The following is a 17353-nucleotide window of genomic DNA, read 5'->3' on the forward strand; positions in this document are numbered from 1 at the left end:
ATTAATCGTGGCTGCAGCTCGCGCGCCCAGGGTATTCTCTCCGGCTGCGGGATAGTCCGCTCCGTCAGGACGGGGTGGCGGAACCACTCCTCTAGCCTGCCGCTGTGCATACGGCCTCGCACATGTAACACGGGGCTCGCCTTCGCAAGTAGGTCAACGTCCTTAAGAAATGTAGACCATTCGCCGACAACAACCACTGGATGGGCGGCCGACGCGGATAGTCGCTGACCGGCAATTTCCGGGTTACATTTCAGCGCCTCCGCTACTTCCCTCCGCAATTCGTCGGGAAGGCGCCATCGGGATCGCTCTGGGAATCCCTCCGGCAGCCGGTGCACACTGCCCCGATCCCCGCGGAAATGTACGCCCGCGAACATCAGTTCCTCGTCACTCATACGATCCAGCGAAGCATCGATAAATTCGCCGCTTAACCAACCGGTCACCCTCGCCCCAACTTCAAGGCGCGTATGTGGGCAATCCCGACATAATCGGTTGACGAGTGTGGCACCGAGCGTGACAACAACTCCGGCAAGTTGCGGGGTTGGAACCGTTATGATCACCCGCAAGTTCCGGGCCGATGCGGTCTCAAGACAGGTAAGTGCCTGAGCCAAGCAATGCAGGTGGCGCAGACCTGCGGGTAGTACCTCCGCTTCTGCGCGGGCTCGTCGTTGCAACACGCAGATCACCTTGTATGCCAAGCGCACACGGAGATGGCTTTCGGACGTACCATACGCGCTACGGCGGACGTGCGCACGCCTTTCGGCGGAAAATGGTGGAAGAGAGCCGATCACCGTAGCTTCGAATCGACGCACGTAGCGGAGTGCCTGCTAACCCAGGAACGCTGGCCTGGACAGGACGATTACCGCGGGACGACTCCACGCTGGAAATCTGGTCAGACGGATCACCAGAGCGTAAGCGCTAACCCGGTGGAGGATGGCACTCGGATACCTAGACGCCTCCAGCAGCCGACATCAATGCGTCGCAACGACCCATATCGCCGGAGCGTGATCGTCGAGCAGGGCAGGGTGAAGAACGCGAAGTGTATCTACACACGTGGCACCACATACACACCAAATCCGTGGCGAAGGTGCCATGATTCTCAACGCAGCGAAGACCGATGCCACTGCCCGAAATGTCACGAGTGGTAGCAGTTGGGTAGAGGACCGGCAACACGACGGAGCGGGGGTCCGTCACCCACGCCGGCGTACCCTGAGAACCGATGACCACGACCCGAGACGAGCCGCACGGCAAGCTGCCCGCCGATCACATCGCTTTCCTTTCCGGCCGTCGCCTCGGGCACCTCGTCACTCTTCGGCCCAACGGATGGCCGCACATCTCCAACGTCCTCTATCACGTGGACGCCGACCAGCCGATCATCCGGATCTCGGTTACCGATGATCGGGTCAAGGTGCGCAACCTTCGACAGGACCCTCGCGCGGTGCTGCACGTCGACGGCCCGGACGGCTGGACCTGGCTTGCTGCCGAGGGAATTGCGGAACTCTCGCCGGTTGCCGCGCAGCCCGATGACCCGACCGTCGACGAACTCGCCGAGATCTACCGCTCGATCCGCGGCGAGGATCACCCGGATTGGTCGGAATTCCGGACAGCGATGGTGGCCGAGAAACGGCTCGTCCTGCGCATCCACATTCGTCGCACATACGGCCTGCTTCGTCGGTGAGCACAGCCCGGCCCGGCACGAGTGGGAGCCGGCCTACTCGGCGGCCTGCCTCACGTTGCCAGCCGCCAGGCCGCTGATCTGAATGGCCAACGCCTCGAACGCCAGCAGCGGATTGGCGTTCGCCGCCAGGGCCGCCCGGCACTCCATGATCGCGTCGATCCGGTGCAGGGTCATTTCGGGAGTCGACCGGGCGGCAACGTCGCGGATTCGATCGAGGACGTCGGCGTTCATCACCCACGGACGGGATCGCGCGGCAACCCCGGGGACCGCCCCGGCAGCCCCGGCCCCGGAGACCCCTTCGGCAACCCCGGGGACCGCCTCGGCAACCCCGGACACCGTCTCCGCGGCCACTCCCAGTTGAACCAGCAGCACGTCGCGGAAGAACCCGGCCAAATCCATGAGGGTTCGGTCCAGCGCATCCCGCTGGGCCCGGCTGGCCCGGGATTTTTGCCGCGCCTCGAGCTCGCGGAGTGCAGCGGAACTACCTCGCAGCACGCCCGACGCGACCCGCCGCCGGTCGCCGGACGCCGTCCCACCCTCGCCGAGCGCTTCCCGCAGGGCAGCGGTCTCGGCCTGATCGAGCGCTTCCGTCTCCGTGGTCGCTTCGCTCGTCGCGGCGTCAACCAGGTCGGCGGCGACGCGCAAGCACCCGCCGAGATCGATCGGACCCGCCAACCGGGCCGCCGCCTCCAACACCGCCGATCGCCGGGCCCGCGCCCGCGCGTCGGTCGCCAGCCGCAGCGCGCGGCCGATATGCGCACCCGCCGCCCGGGCCGCCAGTTCCGCGGTGTCGGCGGCGACGCCGTTCCGCCGAATCAGCAGCTCCGCGACCGCGGCAACCGGCGGAGTGCGAAGGGTCACCAGCCGGCAGCGGGACCGGATCGTCGGCACCAGATCGTGCGGCGCGGGAACGCACAGCAACCACACCGTCCGGGGTGCCGGCTCTTCGATTGCCTTCAAGAGCACGTTCGCCGCGCCCTCGGTCAACCGGTCGGCGTCCTCGAGCACGACCACCTGCCAGCGGGCATTCGCCGGGGCCAACGCGGCGCGGGCGACCAGCTCACGCGCCTCGGCAACCCCAAGGGAGAGACCCTGCGGCCGGACGATCGTCACATCCGGGTGGGTTCCGGCGAGAACCGTCCGGCAGTCGGTGCACTCGCCGCAACCCGGCTCAGCCGCCCGGCACTGCAGGGCAGCCGCGAACGCCCGAGCGGCCACGCTCCGTCCCGAACCCGGCGGGCCGACGAACAGCCACGCATGCGTCATCCCGGCCCCCGACGCGCGGGCCGCCGCCGCGACCGCACGCAGCGTCTCGACCACCTGCTGCTGCCCGATAATTTCCCCGAAAACACCGCGGCTCACGGCGTCCCTCCGGCGGTTGACGGCAGCGGGTCGCGCGGAGCTCGTTTCGGGGGAAACGGCAAGACGGGCAGGATCCGCTGAACGACGAGCCGATGAATGTCCGCAGCGGACAACCGGGCGTCGATGACAAGGTACCGTTCCGGATCGGCTTCGGCACGCTGCCGAAACACGTTCCGCACCCGCTCGTGAAAAGCCGCGTCCTCAGCTTGCAGACGATCGGGTGCGCGGTCCCGCCGTCCCGTGCGGGCCAATCCCTCATCCGGCGGAACATCCAACAGCACGGTGAGATCCGGGCGCAGACCAGACGTCGCGAACCGCGACAGCTGCTCGACGTCGCGCGGCGATAAATCCCGCCCGCCGCCCTGATAGGCAAGGGATGAATCGACGTACCGGTCGCTGATGACAATCGCACCGCGCGCCAACGCCGGCCGAATCACCTTCGCGACGTGCTCCGCCCGATCGGCGGCGTACAGCAACGCTTCGGCGCGCGGGGAGGGAGCCGGTTCCCGGGGGTCGAGGAGAATCTCGCGAAGCCGATGACCGAGCGGCGTCCCGCCGGGTTCGCGGCTCACCACGACCTCGTATCCGCGATCGGCAAGATAGCGGGCCAGCAATTCCACCTGTGTCGATTTGCCCGCCCCTTCGCCGCCTTCGAACGCGACGAAGAAACCGGTGGCGACACCCCGCCCGGTCAACGGGTGCCAGCCGAAAACGGCATCGATGAAATCACGCCACAACGGCACGTCGCGGTCATCCATCTGCCGATAGGCGACGAGGCCGACGACCAGTGCACCAATGCCTGCGAAGAGCAGCGTCATCGCCGAGCCGTTGACCGGGAACGTGACGTCGCCGATGCGCAGAACGTGCGTGCCGATGCCGCCAGAGAGAAACGGTCCCGCCGCAACCATCAGAAGAATGTCCACCTGCATGAGCGACTGCAACGTCGCCCAGGTGCGGCCGCGTGTGGCGTCCTCAACTTCCAAGCCGAGCAAGGTGTACCCGGTGACCCAGGCAATGCCGGCGCAACAGCCGAGCAGCAGCGCACCGAAAACAACAAGCACCAGATTATGGACCAGCGCGGTCGCCGCGAGAATCACTCCCGCTGCGGCGATGCTCAACCCGAAGAGCCGACGCCGGGAGAATCCGCGCAGCACCCGCGGACCGGTGAACATGCCAATGGCCAACCCGAGAAAAACCGCCCCGAACAACATGCCGTACCCGGCTCCCCCGCCGCCGAGATCCCGCACGTAAATCGTGGCGACACCGATGACGACCCCGGCCGCGCCGAACGCACCGAGCATTCCGACCGCAAGGCCGCGCACCACCGGTGTTTGGCCCATGAACCGCCACCCGTCGACGATTGACCGGAACACCGACGGATGCGTGACGACGCCGTCGGCGGTCCGCCGCCGTCCCCCGTGCGTGGAAATTTCCCGCAGGCTGAAAATCGTCGCCGCCGAGACGAGGAACGTCACCGCATCGAAATACAGGGCGAGGTCGACACGATTCGTCGTGAACAACGGAATCCAACGGGCAAGGACGCCGGTGAGCAGGCTGAGCAGTGCGAAAACCGCCGCGGCGATCGGGGCCGTGCCATAGGCGCCGAGGAGATTCAGCGAGCCGGCGTCGCCCATGCGCTCACGAGGCACCAGATTCGGGACCGTCGCTTCCTTCGCCGGAATCCAGAACAGGCTCAACGTCTCAATGAGGAAAGTCGCGACAAAGAGCCACCAGAGCGTGTGCACGATCGGGATCGACGCGTAGAGCGCGAACCGTCCGATGTCGGCGATCACCATGGTGAGCCGGCGATCCAAGCGGTCAGCCAATGCTCCGGCCAACGGCGCGAGGGTCACCGCGGGCAACAACCGGACGAAGACCACCGTCCCGACCGAGAAATTCTGCGCCAGATACGTGTGCCCGCTGGCCAAGCTGGCGGCCAGCGCCGTCTGGCCGAGAAAGCCCAGCCAGTCGCCGAAACTCGACACCGCGAGCGCGGTCCAGAGTTTGCGGAACGACGGAATCCGCAGCACGCCGCGCAAATCCGACGTACCGACGGCATTCACCGCAGACCCGAGACGAGCCGTGTTGTCCACGCTCGCTGGGTTCTCGGCAGGTGGCGTCAGCGCGGCGATGACCTACTCCGAACGGACGGCGGCCCGGCGCCCCCGTCGTGGACGCGGCGTCGTGGGTCCACGACTGCGCCGATCCGCGAGCAACTCGCTGGCACGTTCCAGGGTCACGTTCTCCAGGGTGTCACCATGGCGGAGCGTTGCGTTGGTCTCGCCGTCCGTCACGTAGGGACCATACCGCCCGGTCCGCGCCGTGACGGTCCGTCCGGTCGCGGGGTCCACCCCCAGCTCCCGGACCTGCGCGGCCGCGGCCGGCAGACGACGGCCGCGCTGCTTCGGCTGCGCCAGCAGCTGCAGCGCCTCGTCAAGGGTGAGGGTGAAGAGCTCCTCCTCTGACCCCAGCGACCGGGTCTCGGCGCCCTTCTTCACGAACGGACCGAACCGCCCGTTGCTCACGATCACCTGCTCGCCGTCGACCTCGCCAAGCACCCGCGGCAGGCTGAGCAGTTTCAGCGCATCGTCCAGGGTGATCGATTCAACGGTCATCGAGGAGAGCAGGGACGCCGTCCGCGGCTTGCCCTTGGCGCCCTCGGGCAGGACCTCGGTGACGTACGGCCCATACCGGCCGACCCGAGCGACGATGGTGTGACCCGTCGCCGGGTCGACGCCAAGTTCCCGCTCGCCGGTCGGCTGTTCCAGCAACCGGGTGGCGAACTCGACCGTGACCTCGTCGGGTGCCGTGCCCGGCGGAAGGGACGCCCGCTGCCCGTCCCGTTCGACGTACGTGCCGTAACGGCCGACCCGGACGACGATCCCGGACTCACCGAGCGGGAAGGTGCTGATGTCCCGGGCGTCGATCTCCGCCAACCGTTCGGTGACCAGCTGCTTGAGCCCGGCGGCACTGCCGCCGTCGGTCGGTGAACCGAAGTAGAACCGCGTCAACCACTCCAGGCGGTGCGCCTCGCCGTTGGCGATCCGGTCAAGGTTCTCCTCCATTTCGGCGGTGAAGTCGTAGTCGACGAGGTTGCCGAAGTGCTTCTCCAACAGCCGCACCACGGCAAAGGCGAGGAACGTCGGCACCAACGCCTGACCGCGTTTGAAGACGTAATCGCGCTCGATGATGGTGCTCACGATGCTGGCGAAGGTGGACGGCCGACCGATGCCGCGCTCCTCCAACGCCCGGATGAGGCTGGCCTCGGTGTACCGCGGCGGCGGTGTCGTCGTGTGCTCCGCCGGAGTGAGCGCCGCGACGGGCACCGTCTCACCCTCGGTGAGGTCGGGGAGGGTGCGGCCCGAGCCGGAGTCGTCCTCCTCGTCGCTGCTCTCCACGTACACCCGGAGGAACCCGGGTTGCGTGATCACCGTTCCGGTGGCGGCGAATACCGCCTCCCGGCCGGCGTCCGTCACGGCGGCGATCCGGATGCTCACCGTGTATCCGGTGGCATCGATCATCTGGGAGGCTAGGGTGCGCTGCCAGATCAATTCGTAGAGCCGCAATTCGTCACCGGAGAGCTCCCCGGCCAGGTCAGCCGGCGTCCGGAACCGGTCGCCCGCCGGGCGGATCGCCTCATGCGCCTCCTGGGCGTTCTTGACCTTCTTCTCGTAGCGCCGCGGCGCAGCCGGGAGCAGCTGGTCACCGTACAACTCGGCGATCTGCGCTCGGGCCGCAGCAAGCGCCGTCTCGGAGAGCGTGGTGGAGTCGGTCCGCATGTAGGTGATGTAGCCGGCTTCGTACAGCCGCTGCGCAATCCGCATCGTGGCCTGCGAGCTGAGGCCGAGTTTGCGGCTCGCCTCCTGCTGGAGGGTGCTGGTGATGAACGGTGCAGCCGGCGCGCGCCGGTACGGCTTGCGCTCAACGCTCCGGACGACGAACTCCGCGCCGTCCAAGCCGCGCACCAGCCGCTGCGCGTCGGCTTCCCCGAGATGGACGACGTCCGGGTTCTTCAACCGGCCCTGGGCGTCGAAGTCCCGGCCGACCGCCACCCGCTTGCCGTCAATCGCCACGAGGGTGGCGGAGAACGACGGGGTGGTCGCAATCTCGGCGATGACATCCCAGTACGCAGCCGGCCGGAACGCGATCCGCTCCCGCTCCCGCTCGACGACCATGCGGGTGGCGACGCTCTGCACCCGGCCGGCGGAGAGCGCCGGCATGACCTTCTTCCACAACACCGGGCTGATCTCGTAGCCGTACAGCCGGTCGAGGATGCGGCGGGTCTCTTGTGCGTCCACCAGCGCTTGGTCAATTTCCCGTGGATTGCGGGCCGCCTCCTCGATCGCCTGGCGGGTGATCTCGTGGAAGACCATCCGGCGGACCGGCACGCGGGGCTTCAGCACCTCGACGAGGTGCCAGGCAATGGCCTCTCCTTCGCGATCCTCATCTGTTGCGAGATAGAGCTCCTCGGCCTGGGCCAGCGCCTGCTTCAGCTTGGTGACCTGTTTGCGCTTGTCAGCGGCGACGACGTACAGCGGTTCGAAATTCCGGTCGACGTTGACCCCCAGCCGGGCCCAGGGCTCTTTCTTATATTTCTCGGGAATCTCCGCCGCGGACGCCGGCAAGTCCCGGATGTGGCCGACGCTGGATTCCACGACGTAGCCGGGTCCGAGGAAGCCGGCGATCGTCCGCGCCTTGGCCGGCGACTCGACGATCACCAGGCGGGTGCCGCCCTGCGAGGCCGGCCCTCGGCGAGTCCCGGACGCCGCCCGTGTCGCGCCGTCGGCCGGCGTGCCTGAGCGTCGTCCGCTCCGCGCTGCTGTCGTTGCCACTGCTTGGTCGTTCTCCGTTTCCGGTCCGGACGGCTTCGACGTCCGGGCTGTTGAGGTTCCGCCGGACACGGTAACCGGTCCGGGTGCCCGGCTGCGGCGCACCCGTCCGATCAGTGGATGCCGCTACGGGACCGACACGGTCTCGCCGCGCGGCTCCTGAGGTGCGGCGGCGGCCACCGCCACCGGCCGGCGTTTCGAGACGATCACTGCACCGACAATGATGGCGAACGCGGCGAGCGCGACGCCGATCCGCAGTCCCAGGTTGGCGTGCGTTCCGACGCTGAACCGGACGATCGCCGGTGCGACGAGGAGCGACACCAGGTTCATCACCTTGATCAAGGGGTTGATGGCCGGACCTGCGGTGTCCTTGAACGGATCGCCCACGGTGTCACCGATCACGGTGGCCGCGTGCGCCTCCGAACCCTTGCCGCCGAAGTTGCCGTCCTCGACGAGCTTCTTCGCGTTGTCCCAAGCGCCGCCGGAATTCGCCAGGAAGATTGCCATCAGCGTGCCGGCGGCAATGGCCCCAGCGAGATAGCCGGCGAGCGCGCCGACGCCGAGGGCGAAACCGGTGGCGATCGGGGCGAGGACGGCGAGCAGCCCCGGTGTGGCGAGCTCCCGCAGCGCGTCCCGGGTGACCAGGTCGACCACCCGGCCGTACTCCGGACGCGCGGTGCCCTCCATGATTCCCTTGATTTCCCGGAATTGCCGGCGTACCTCGAACACCACCGCGCCGGCGGCCCGCCCGACCGCGCTGATGGCCAGCCCGGCGAAGAGGAAAACGACGCACGCCCCGATGACGACGCCGACGATGGTGTTCGGTTGCGTGATGTCGGACGCCAGGTTGAGGCCGCTCAGCCCGCCGACCACCGAGGTGACCCCGGCTTTGATCTTTTCCGTCGCGATGGAATCGGTGAACGAGCCGAACAGTGCCGTTGCCGCGAGCACGGCAGTCGCGATCGCGATCCCCTTGGTGATGGCCTTGGTTGTGTTGCCGACGGCGTCCAGTTTGGTGAGGACGACGGCGCCCTCGCCGTGCACGTCCTGGGACATCTCCGCAATCCCCTGGGCGTTGTCGGAGACCGGTCCGAAGGTGTCCATGGAAACGATCACGCCGACGGTGGTCAGCAACCCGGTGCCGGCAAGGGCGACCGCGAAGAGAGCGAGAATGACCGAGCCGCCGCCGAGGAGGAAGACGCCGTAGACGACGGCGGCGATGACCAGTGCGGAGTAGACCGCGGATTCAAAACCGACCGACACGCCGGCGAGAATGACGGTCGCCGGGCCGGTGAGCGACGTCCGGCCGATGTCCCGCACCGGCCGCCGGATCGTCTCAGTGAAATAGCCGGTCAGCTGCTGAATCGCCGCCGCGAGCACAATGCCGAGGAGCACGGCGACCAACGCGAAGACCCGCGGGTCCCCGGAATGCCGAGCGATCTCACCGTTCGGGTCGATGCCGCGAAGAGCGGAGAATTTCGACGGCAGAACCGTGAACGCCGCAATCGCGACCAGGATGAGTGAAAAGACCGCCGACAAGAAGAATCCGCGGTTGATGGCCGTCATGCCGCTGCGATCCCGGGCCCGGGGTGACACGACGTAAATGCCGAGCATGGCGGTGAGGACGCCGATCGCCGGCACGATCAACGGAAAGACAAGACCCAGGTCGCCGAAGGCGGCTTTGCCGAGGATGAGCGATGCGACGAGGGTGACCGCGTAGCTCTCAAAAAGGTCGGCGGCCATTCCGGCACAGTCGCCGACATTGTCGCCGACATTATCGGCGATCGTGGCTGCATTGCGCGGATCGTCCTCCGGAATATGCTGCTCGATTTTCCCTACCAGATCGGCGCCGATATCGGCGGCTTTGGTGAAGATGCCGCCGCCGACCCGCATGAACATTGCGAGGAGTGCGGCGCCGAAACCGAACCCCTCCAGCACCTTCGGTGCATTCTCCCGGAATATCAGCACAACGACGGCCGCCCCGAGCAGGCCGAGTCCGACGGTGAACATGCCCGCCACACCACCGGTCCGGAACGCCAGCCGCATCGCCCGGCGATCCTGGGCCAGCCTGGCCGCCGCCGCGACCCGAAGATTCGCCCGGACGGCGAGCCACATCCCGGTGTATCCGGTGATACCGGAGAACGCCGCACCCACGAGGAAGAAAATCGACCGTCCGATCCGCTCACCGGTGGAATCGGCCGGGAGAATGAAGAGCAGGAAGAAAACGATGACGGCGAAGACCGCGAGAGTGCGGAATTGCCGACGCAAGTACGCGGCCGCGCCTTCCTGTACGGCGACCGCGATCCGCTGCATGTTCGCCGTCCCCTGGTCGGCGGCAAGTACTTGTCGTGCCAGGCCGTATGCCACGACCAAGGCCAGCACTGCCACGACTGCGATGACCAGAATCCAGGTGTAATTCCCACCGGTCACGTGCACGGTGTCTGCGAGATGCGCCGCCCCGCCAATGCGCCCGCCCGTGGACCGGTTGCCTACCTCATCCAGCCAGGACATCTACCCTCCTCGACCGGCGCCGCGCACGGCGACGCCATCCGGCCGCCGGTACACCTGGCGCGGTCGCCGCGCCGTCACGGCACCGGCGGATTCTGTGGATGCCGGAGTCTACGTCACCACATCCCCGCCAGCGCAAGCGATACCAGACTTGTCACGCGGTGACATCGCTCACTCGGCGACGCCTTCGGCTGCAGGGTTCCCGCGAGACCCGTCCGGCAGTCGGGTGACATCGCTCACTCGGCGACGCCTTCGGCTGCAGGGTTCCCGCGAGACCCGTCCGGCAGTCGGGTGACATCGCTCACTCGGCGACGCCTTCGGCTGCAGGCCACCGCAATGAGATCACCGCACCGGCCGGTCCGTACTCAACCCGGAGATCATCAACGAGGCCGGCGATGACCGCGAGGCCGAGCTGTTCGCGGGTTGCCGGGTCATCGACGTCAGTGAGTCCCTCGGCGCCGTCGAGACCGAGCACCGCCCGCGCGGCGGCCGCATTGGCGTTCGGGCGTCCTGATGGCGGTTGGACGACAGCCCGCCCGGTGCGCGGAACGGCGTCCTGCACCTCGACGCAGAAGGTTTTCCCGTCGTCGCTCAGCCGTACCTCGACCGGCACGGCCGGCGCATGTCGTTGATGCGCCCGGACGGCAAGGGAGCACGCCTCGGAGACGGCGAGCCGTACCTCGTCGAGCAACGACTCCGGCAGTCCGGCACGACGGGCGACCGCTGTCGCGACAAACCGGGCAGTCCGCACGTGGGCGGGAAGCGCGGTAAACCGCAAGGTCACCGTCGACCGCACCATGGCCCCCCATCGAGTCTGTGAGCCCACATCCGTCGGTGAGCCCCCGCCGGTCTGCTCTCCAACCTTCTGTGATCGGTCACCTGCGGGCTCTCCCGTCGTGATCCCCTTCCGCCGGCACTGCCGTCTGCGGACCCCTGCTGCCGGCTCTCCGGTCCGCGGACCCGTTCCTGCCGACGGCGGACCCCTTCCCGCGGGCCGCTCCGCGGTCCCTGGACCCTCACCCGCCGGCTCTTGCGCCGTTTGTGATCAGCATGGCGCACCCGATCAATCCGTCGCGGCCAACGCCTCCTCGACCGAACTGTAGATCGGGAAGACCTTGGTAAGTCCCGTGATCCGGAAGATCTTCAAGATGCGCTCCTGGGTGCACACCAGCCGTAACGAACCATCGTGGGCGCGCACCCGTTTGAGCCCGCCCACCAAGACGCCGAGCCCCGTGGAGTCGAGGAATTCGACGTTCTCCATGTCGACGATGATGTGGTAGACGCCGGCTGACACAAGATCAATGAGCTGTTCGCGGAGTTTCGGTGCCGTGTAGACGTCGATCTCGCCGCTGACGCTGACCACCGTACGGTCACCCTCGGTCCGCGTTGACAGGGTTAGGTCCACGGATTGCCTCCCAAGCAGATCGGTGGGTCGGGTTGGGTTGCCCTACGGTGTTGTGCCGGTGGCTACCCGCTCTTCTGTGCCGGTGGCTACCCGGTTAGGAGGTATTCAATCACCCACGCCGGCGGGACGGCCGGGTCGATCCCGGGCGCCGGCGGGACGGCCGCGTCGATCCCGGTCACCCACGGCCCTGGCTGGGAGACTGGATCGGCGTGAAGGTGCCTGCCGCGGTGGTACGCAGCGCGAAGGAGTCCGAGCCCGGCGAATCCGGCGCCGTTCTCACGGCAGGTGAGCGCGACCATCCCGATGTCGCGGCGCTCTTCGCCGGACGCTCGGTCCACGTCACCGGAGTCGCGACTCTTGCGCCGCGGGCAGAGCGCGCCGAACCGTGGCCATCGTGGGTGCCGGCGTCCGTGGTCAATGCCTTGCAGGCCACCGGAATTCACCAGCCGTGGCGTCATCAAGTCGAGACAGCGGACCTTGCCTACCGCGGACAGCACGTGATCGTGACGACCGGGACGGCGTCGGGCAAGTCGCTCGCCTGCCTTCTTCCCGGCTTGGCGGCGATCGCTGCAGCGGAGGCGCAAGGCCGCGGCCAGCGGCGGACGCCGACCGTGCTGTATCTCAGTCCAACCAAGGCACTCGCAGCGGACCAGCTGACCCGGATTCGAGCGTGGGCGGTCCCGGGCGTCTGTGCGGCGATCTATGACGGAGACAGTTCGCCGGCGGACCGGTCCTGGGCCCGCCGGTACGCGAACGTCGTCTTGACCAATCCCGACATGGTGCACTACGGGCTGCTGCCGGGTCATCGACGGTGGACGTCGCTCTGGCGTGGACTCCGCTACGTCGTCGTCGATGAATGCCACTGTTACCGGGGAATTTTTGGCGCCCAGGTCGCCGCCGTGCTCCGCCGATTGCGGCGGATTTGCCGACACTACGGCGCCGATCCCGTCTTCGTTTGCGCATCGGCGACGGTCGCCGAGCCGGACCGTGCGGCCCGGCTGCTCACCGGCGTACCGGCCCGGGTGGTACACGGTGACGCGGCTCCGCGCGCACCGCTTCGCTTCGCCTTCGTTGAACCAACGGGTGGATCGGCGGTGGCCGAGGCCGCATACGCTGTGGCGCAGCTGGTAGCCCGCGGTCAACGGGTCATCGCGTACATCAATTCGCGCCGGGGGACCGAGATTCTCGCGGCCGCAGCCCGGCGCCACCTGGAGACGATCAGACCCTCGGCTGTGCACGCTGTCGCGGCATATCGGGGCGGCTATCTCCCCGACGAGCGCCGCCGGCTGGAGGCTGAGCTGCGTTCGGGACGATTGCGGGGACTCGCGGCGACGTCCGCACTGGAGTTGGGCGTTGATGTCGCCGGGGTTGACGCGGTAGTGCTGGTCGGCTTCCCCGGGACGCGTGCGTCGTTATGGCAGCAGGTCGGCCGCGCGGGACGCCGGAACTCCCCGGCACTCGCCGTGTTCATTGCCCGGGATGACCCACTGGATCGCTACCTCGTCCGGCGTCCCGAGACACTGCTGGACGGAGGGGTTGAGGCATTTGTCTTCGATCCAGGGAATCGCTATGTGCTCGCGCCGCAGGTATGCGCAGCCGCAGCTGAATTGCCGTTGACATCGGAGGATGTCGAGGTGTTCTCGGCACCTCCAGGCGGTGCTGTATTTTCGGCACCCCCTGGCACGTCGGTGTCTTCGCGCGGGTCGGCACCTCACGCACCTCCCCCCGGTCCGGCGATTCCCGGCACATCGGTATCCGCGGGCGGTCCGGCGATTCCCAGCGCATCGGTATCCGCGGCCGGGTCAGCACCTACTGACGATGCCGCCGCACTATTCGACGACCTGACACGCCGGGGGCTGCTTCGCCGCCGTCGGGACGGCTGGCACTGGGTGAGGCGCGAGTCGCCGACGGCGTCGATCGATTTGCGGGGCGCGGGCGGTGGGACGGTCGACATTGTCGAGCTCCCGACCGGTCAGCTGCTCGGAACCGCAACCGACGTGCACGCCGATGTCACCTTGCACCCCGGGGCGGTGTATGTGCATCAGGGACAGAGTTTTCTCGTGGAGAGCTACGATGCCGAGGCGCGTGCTGTGCTGGTGCGGGCGGCGGACGTCGACTATGTGACCATCGCAGAGGAAGTGACCGACATTCGCGTCGTTGAAACCGTGGCGACCACAATGCGGGACACGGCGACGGTCTGTTTTGGCCAGGTGGCCGTGCTGCGGCAGGTCGTCGGCTTCGCCCGTAAGCGACTGCTCACCGGAGAGTTTCTGGATCGATTTCCGCTGGAACCGCGCACGCAGCGGTTGGCCACGAAGGCGGTGTGGTGGACCGTTGAGGAGGACGCGCTGCGTCGCGCCGCCCTGACACCGGAGCGGTATCCGGGAGCCGCGCACGCAGCGGAGCACTCAGCAATCGGCCTCCTGCCGCTCTTCGCGACCTGCGATCGATGGGACATCGGGGGCGTGTCCACCGCCTGGCATCCGGACACCGGCCGGCTTACCGTATTCGTCTACGACGGTTATCCCGGCGGGGCGGGAATTGCTGAGCGCGGCTATACAGCGTACCGACAGTGGCTTCACGCGACCCGAGACGCCATCGCCCGATGCGCATGCGACCACGGCTGTCCGTCGTGCATTCAGTCACCAAAGTGCGGAAACGGGAACGAGCCGCTGGATAAGGCCGGGGCAATTGAGCTCCTCGACGTCGTATTAGCAGGCGGATAGTCGACCGCAGCCTGACTATGGATGGTCACGAAGAGACGTGATTTCCTGTTGGCGCCAGACCCTCTGATGTCACCGCTGCGGGACCGGCTCGAGCTTCCGCTCTCACGGTGACAACCCAGCGGTGCGCAGCGTACAGCGGCACATCGACGCGTACCTCTACGTCGACAATGCCGTTCACAATGCGACACGTGGTGAGGTTCGCGTGATTTCGCTCAGCGACCTGGGCTGCCGCTGTGCACGCGGACCGGCGGGTCGTTTCGTCCGATTCGGTGGATGGTGTGGTGGCGCCGTCACGGTCACCGGTATTCAGGGCCGCGGTTCCGTTGAATTCCGCCGTGGTTTCGAGCCGAGCAGCGGCCGCCAGAGCAGCGAGATCGGCAGCTCCACCCGCGGCGTGTCGCCCTGAGATGACGGTTCCGAGTGAGAGGCCAACCCACCCGATCGTCATGGCCAGAAATACGGCCGACACAAACCAGAGGCTCGCACTGCCATTGTCAGTACTCCGGCGCGGTCTCCACGTATGTATCGCCATGTAGATTTCTCCTCTCTATCAGCCGTCTGGAGAACGCCGACACATGTAGCTGTCGGTCGATCCCAGCGTCTTGGCGTTACCATTCGGGTTCAGCGAATGCGGTGGCGGTCACCGAGGAAATGCCTGAATGGTGAAGGAGCTCTGGCCCGATCCGGGCTTGCACGACCACCTCGATGAGCTGAGGGGTATCCGGATCCGTCGGATCGACCCGTCGTGTGAGAAGCACACTCGCACCGGACGGCGCCGCGAGCCGGGCGGCTGCGACTGCTAGGGAATCGGGCTCCCCGCGTGCCGCAGCTCGGGCGCCGGCCCGCGCCGCATCGATGACCCGGATCTGCGCGATACCGACGGCGACCGCCCACAGGATGAAGGTGAGGATGAGGGCGACCACCGGCAACGCGACCGCGGTTTCGGCGGTGACGAAGCCTGCAGACGTCGGCGTACCGACGCCGATGTTGACGAGTTCGATGCCTTCCAGGCGTCTGTCACGACGCCTGGTCACCAACCGGTACCAAAATCCGCTGCGTCCTTGCATGCCAGACCAACCGCTTTCACTCGAAACTAGAACGGAGCCTTGAGCGCACGCGTCACCAGACCGGTCAGCAGTTGCAGCACCGTGCTGCTCGTCACGACTTTGTACAGCAACGCAGCAAAGGCACATGCCGCCAGGGTGCCGATGGCGTATTCGGCTGTTGACATGCCTGCGTCGTGCATGGCCCTGCACCGCACCACCCGCTTGAGAAGCGCGACGGACCTGCATCGCACGGGCGACCGTCGAAGATGCTGAGACATGAGCCGAAATGCTCCGATGACAGTCGACATCGTTCCTCCTCCGGTGCAAAAGTTCCGTCTTACGACGACGCGTCCAGCATTCCAACCCGCGGCGACATACGGCGTTCTTGATGCATAGGCCGTGGATGCTGCGCCCGTACGTTGTGGAAACGCTGCGCCACGCGATTACCGCGGCCAGAGTGAATGCGCAAAACCAAAGATGACCGGCAGAACGCCGACCAGAAGAAATGCCGGTAAGAAACACACACCAAGGGGCAGCGCCATCCGTACGCCCGCCCGGGCGGTGGCCTGCGCCGCCCACGCTCGAACCGTCCGGCGCCGTTCGTCAGCCAGCCGCGTCAATGTGCCGGCAAGGGCAAGGCCCGAGTTCTCCGCTTGTCCAAATGCCCGCGCGACCTCGGTCCAGCCGAGTTCGGCCGGCACCTCGGCCCACGCTTGCACCGCAGACGCGCCGAGCCGAAGCGCGCTGGATACCGCGGGAAGGGGCGTGTTGAGACTGTCACGACCCAACGCCTCGACAACAAGCTCCAACGCCCGCCGACTGGTCACACCCGTTTCGAGACAAGCGGCAAGAAGGTCACACGCGAGAGGAAGAAGATCACCGGTAACCGCAGGAGATCGTCGTGCTCGCGTCAGGACCTGTCGCCGTGGCCGGCCGGCATTCCACCGAAATCCCGGTGCAGCCAGCCGTCGGTGCATGCGTTTACGTGCGTCGCCGCCGGCGGCCGCGCATCCGAGGCCGATGAGAAACAGCCACAAGAAGATATCGGTCCGCATGTCAGTGGTGCTGGAGAGTCGCCGCAGAATAGATGCGGGCCGCGATGCGCCGACACCACAGCAGGCCGCCGACTTCCAGAGCCACAGCTGCGCTCAGGCAGGCCAGACCAAGCGGGTGCCGGAACAAAAATTGCCAAGACGCGACGCCAATGACCGTGCCGAAGAGAAGACCGGCGATCGGCAGCGCACCGAGGAGCCGGATGGTGGCACGGGGCGCAGCGAGCGCGGTCTGCACCTCCTGGTGGAGGTCCACATCGGCTTGGATCGCATTCGCTGTCCGCTCGACCAGCCGAGCAAGACCCGCTCCGCTCTCGACACCGATCCGCCAGCACGGTGCGTAACGCGCCAGATCGGCAAGCGGCGGGCCGCCGATTTTTGCCGTGGGTGTCACAAAAAGTTCGGTGACGCGGTCGATATCCCCGTGGCGCGCGGCGTCCGCAATAGCAACGAACAGCCGAGCCAGCGCAGGGTGGTGCATCTCGCCGGCGGCCGCAGCCAACGCATCTGCCGGTACCCGCCCGGATCGCAACTGCGCAGCCCACACATGCCCAAATCGGACGAGTTCCGCCTTGACCGTTCTGCGGAGCTGACGCTGCACGCGCCGTGTCGCCCAGCCGACGGTTCCACCAGCGAACGCGCCGATCACTGCTGCGGGAATGACGCCCACGACGAGGATGAGCCACACGAGAAACAGCGCCGCCGCCATCGGCAACGCATAACGGCGGGGCTGACCGCGCGCCGTTCGCG

At 67.1% G+C, this 17353-nt stretch carries 13 protein-coding genes; 2 read left to right on the forward strand and 11 right to left on the reverse strand.

The genetic code is table 11. The features are described 5' to 3' along the window. Positions 1 to 1216: 1216 nt before the first annotated feature. Entirely contained in the window at positions 1217 to 1675 is a 459-nt protein-coding gene (locus ACEL_RS10165; protein WP_011720804.1) for a PPOX class F420-dependent oxidoreductase, read from the forward strand. Between the two features lie 33 nt (positions 1676 to 1708). Here the strand turns inward: ACEL_RS10165 and ACEL_RS10170 are convergent, their stop codons facing one another. The 6 genes from ACEL_RS10170 to ACEL_RS10195 form a co-directional block, all read right to left on the reverse strand. Continuing rightward, complete coding sequence (locus tag ACEL_RS10170) at positions 1709 to 3037, reverse strand: DNA polymerase III subunit delta' (RefSeq protein WP_011720805.1); 1329 nt, start codon at positions 3035 to 3037, stop codon at positions 1709 to 1711. After that, on the reverse strand, positions 3034 to 5130 hold the full coding sequence (gene tmk, locus ACEL_RS10175) for a dTMP kinase (protein ID WP_202943361.1): 2097 nt from the start codon (positions 5128 to 5130) through the stop codon (positions 3034 to 3036). Before tmk ends, ACEL_RS10170 begins: the two co-directional genes overlap by 4 nt. Before the next feature lie 42 nt (positions 5131 to 5172). Next, complete coding sequence (gene topA, locus ACEL_RS10180) at positions 5173 to 7869, reverse strand: type I DNA topoisomerase (RefSeq protein ID WP_011720807.1); 2697 nt, start codon at positions 7867 to 7869, stop codon at positions 5173 to 5175. A gap of 123 nt (positions 7870 to 7992) precedes the next feature. Continuing rightward, positions 7993 to 10377 (reverse strand): sodium-translocating pyrophosphatase, encoded by a 2385-nt coding sequence (locus ACEL_RS10185; RefSeq protein ID WP_011720808.1) that lies wholly within the window; start codon positions 10375 to 10377, stop codon positions 7993 to 7995. 298 nt (positions 10378 to 10675) lie between these two features. Then, positions 10676 to 11173: an ATP-binding protein gene (locus tag ACEL_RS10190; RefSeq protein ID WP_011720809.1), complete on the reverse strand. Its 498-nt coding sequence runs from the start codon at positions 11171 to 11173 to the stop codon at positions 10676 to 10678. 264 nt (positions 11174 to 11437) lie between these two features. Then, positions 11438 to 11779, reverse strand: a complete 342-nt coding sequence (locus ACEL_RS10195; RefSeq protein ID WP_011720810.1) for an STAS domain-containing protein — start codon at positions 11777 to 11779, stop codon at positions 11438 to 11440. Positions 11780 to 12006: 227 nt separating this feature from the next. Between ACEL_RS10195 and ACEL_RS10200 the strand changes: the two genes are divergently transcribed. Beyond that, the gene (locus ACEL_RS10200; protein WP_148204612.1) at positions 12007 to 14505 is read left to right on the forward strand and encodes a DEAD/DEAH box helicase; all 2499 of its coding nucleotides are present in this window, start codon (positions 12007 to 12009) and stop codon (positions 14503 to 14505) included. A 25-nt stretch (positions 14506 to 14530) separates the two neighbouring features. Here the strand turns inward: ACEL_RS10200 and ACEL_RS11705 are convergent, their stop codons facing one another. From ACEL_RS11705 to ACEL_RS11710, 5 genes are all read right to left on the reverse strand, one after another. Next, the gene (locus ACEL_RS11705; RefSeq protein ID WP_011720812.1) at positions 14531 to 15037 is read right to left on the reverse strand and encodes an Rv3654c family TadE-like protein; all 507 of its coding nucleotides are present in this window, start codon (positions 15035 to 15037) and stop codon (positions 14531 to 14533) included. A gap of 76 nt (positions 15038 to 15113) precedes the next feature. After that, positions 15114 to 15572 carry a TadE family type IV pilus minor pilin gene (locus ACEL_RS10210; protein ID WP_011720813.1) on the reverse strand — a complete coding sequence of 153 codons (459 nt, stop codon included), beginning with the start codon at positions 15570 to 15572 and terminating at the stop codon, positions 15114 to 15116. A gap of 26 nt (positions 15573 to 15598) precedes the next feature. Next, the gene (locus ACEL_RS12470; RefSeq protein ID WP_011720814.1) at positions 15599 to 15859 is read right to left on the reverse strand and encodes a DUF4244 domain-containing protein; all 261 of its coding nucleotides are present in this window, start codon (positions 15857 to 15859) and stop codon (positions 15599 to 15601) included. A 135-nt stretch (positions 15860 to 15994) separates the two neighbouring features. Beyond that, complete coding sequence (locus tag ACEL_RS12475) at positions 15995 to 16606, reverse strand: type II secretion system F family protein (RefSeq protein ID WP_011720815.1); 612 nt, start codon at positions 16604 to 16606, stop codon at positions 15995 to 15997. A gap of 1 nt (position 16607) precedes the next feature. Continuing rightward, positions 16608 to 17312, reverse strand: a complete 705-nt coding sequence (locus ACEL_RS11710) for a type II secretion system F family protein (protein WP_049751509.1) — start codon at positions 17310 to 17312, stop codon at positions 16608 to 16610. Positions 17313 to 17353: the final 41 nt, after the last annotated feature.

The sequence above is a fragment of the Acidothermus cellulolyticus 11B genome (assembly GCF_000015025.1).
In the GTDB taxonomy this organism is placed as follows: Bacteria; Actinomycetota; Actinomycetes; order Acidothermales; family Acidothermaceae; genus Acidothermus; species Acidothermus cellulolyticus.

What these genes read in the sequence shown, in the direction of transcription:
- ACEL_RS10165 (WP_011720804.1), top strand. Translation starts at nt 1,217, where the DNA reads ATGACCACGACCCGAGACGAGCCGCACGGCAAGCTGCCCGCCGATCAC.
- ACEL_RS10185 (WP_011720808.1), bottom strand. Translation starts at nt 10,377, where the DNA reads ATGTCCTGGCTGGATGAGGTAGGCAACCGGTCCACGGGCGGGCGCATT.
- ACEL_RS10190 (WP_011720809.1), bottom strand. Translation starts at nt 11,173, where the DNA reads ATGGTGCGGTCGACGGTGACCTTGCGGTTTACCGCGCTTCCCGCCCAC.
- ACEL_RS11705 (WP_011720812.1), bottom strand. Translation starts at nt 15,037, where the DNA reads ATGGCGATACATACGTGGAGACCGCGCCGGAGTACTGACAATGGCAGT.
- ACEL_RS10210 (WP_011720813.1), bottom strand. Translation starts at nt 15,572, where the DNA reads ATGCAAGGACGCAGCGGATTTTGGTACCGGTTGGTGACCAGGCGTCGT.
- ACEL_RS12470 (WP_011720814.1), bottom strand. Translation starts at nt 15,859, where the DNA reads ATGTCGACTGTCATCGGAGCATTTCGGCTCATGTCTCAGCATCTTCGA.
- ACEL_RS12475 (WP_011720815.1), bottom strand. Translation starts at nt 16,606, where the DNA reads ATGCGGACCGATATCTTCTTGTGGCTGTTTCTCATCGGCCTCGGATGC.
- ACEL_RS11710 (WP_049751509.1), bottom strand. Translation starts at nt 17,312, where the DNA reads ATGGCGGCGGCGCTGTTTCTCGTGTGGCTCATCCTCGTCGTGGGCGTC.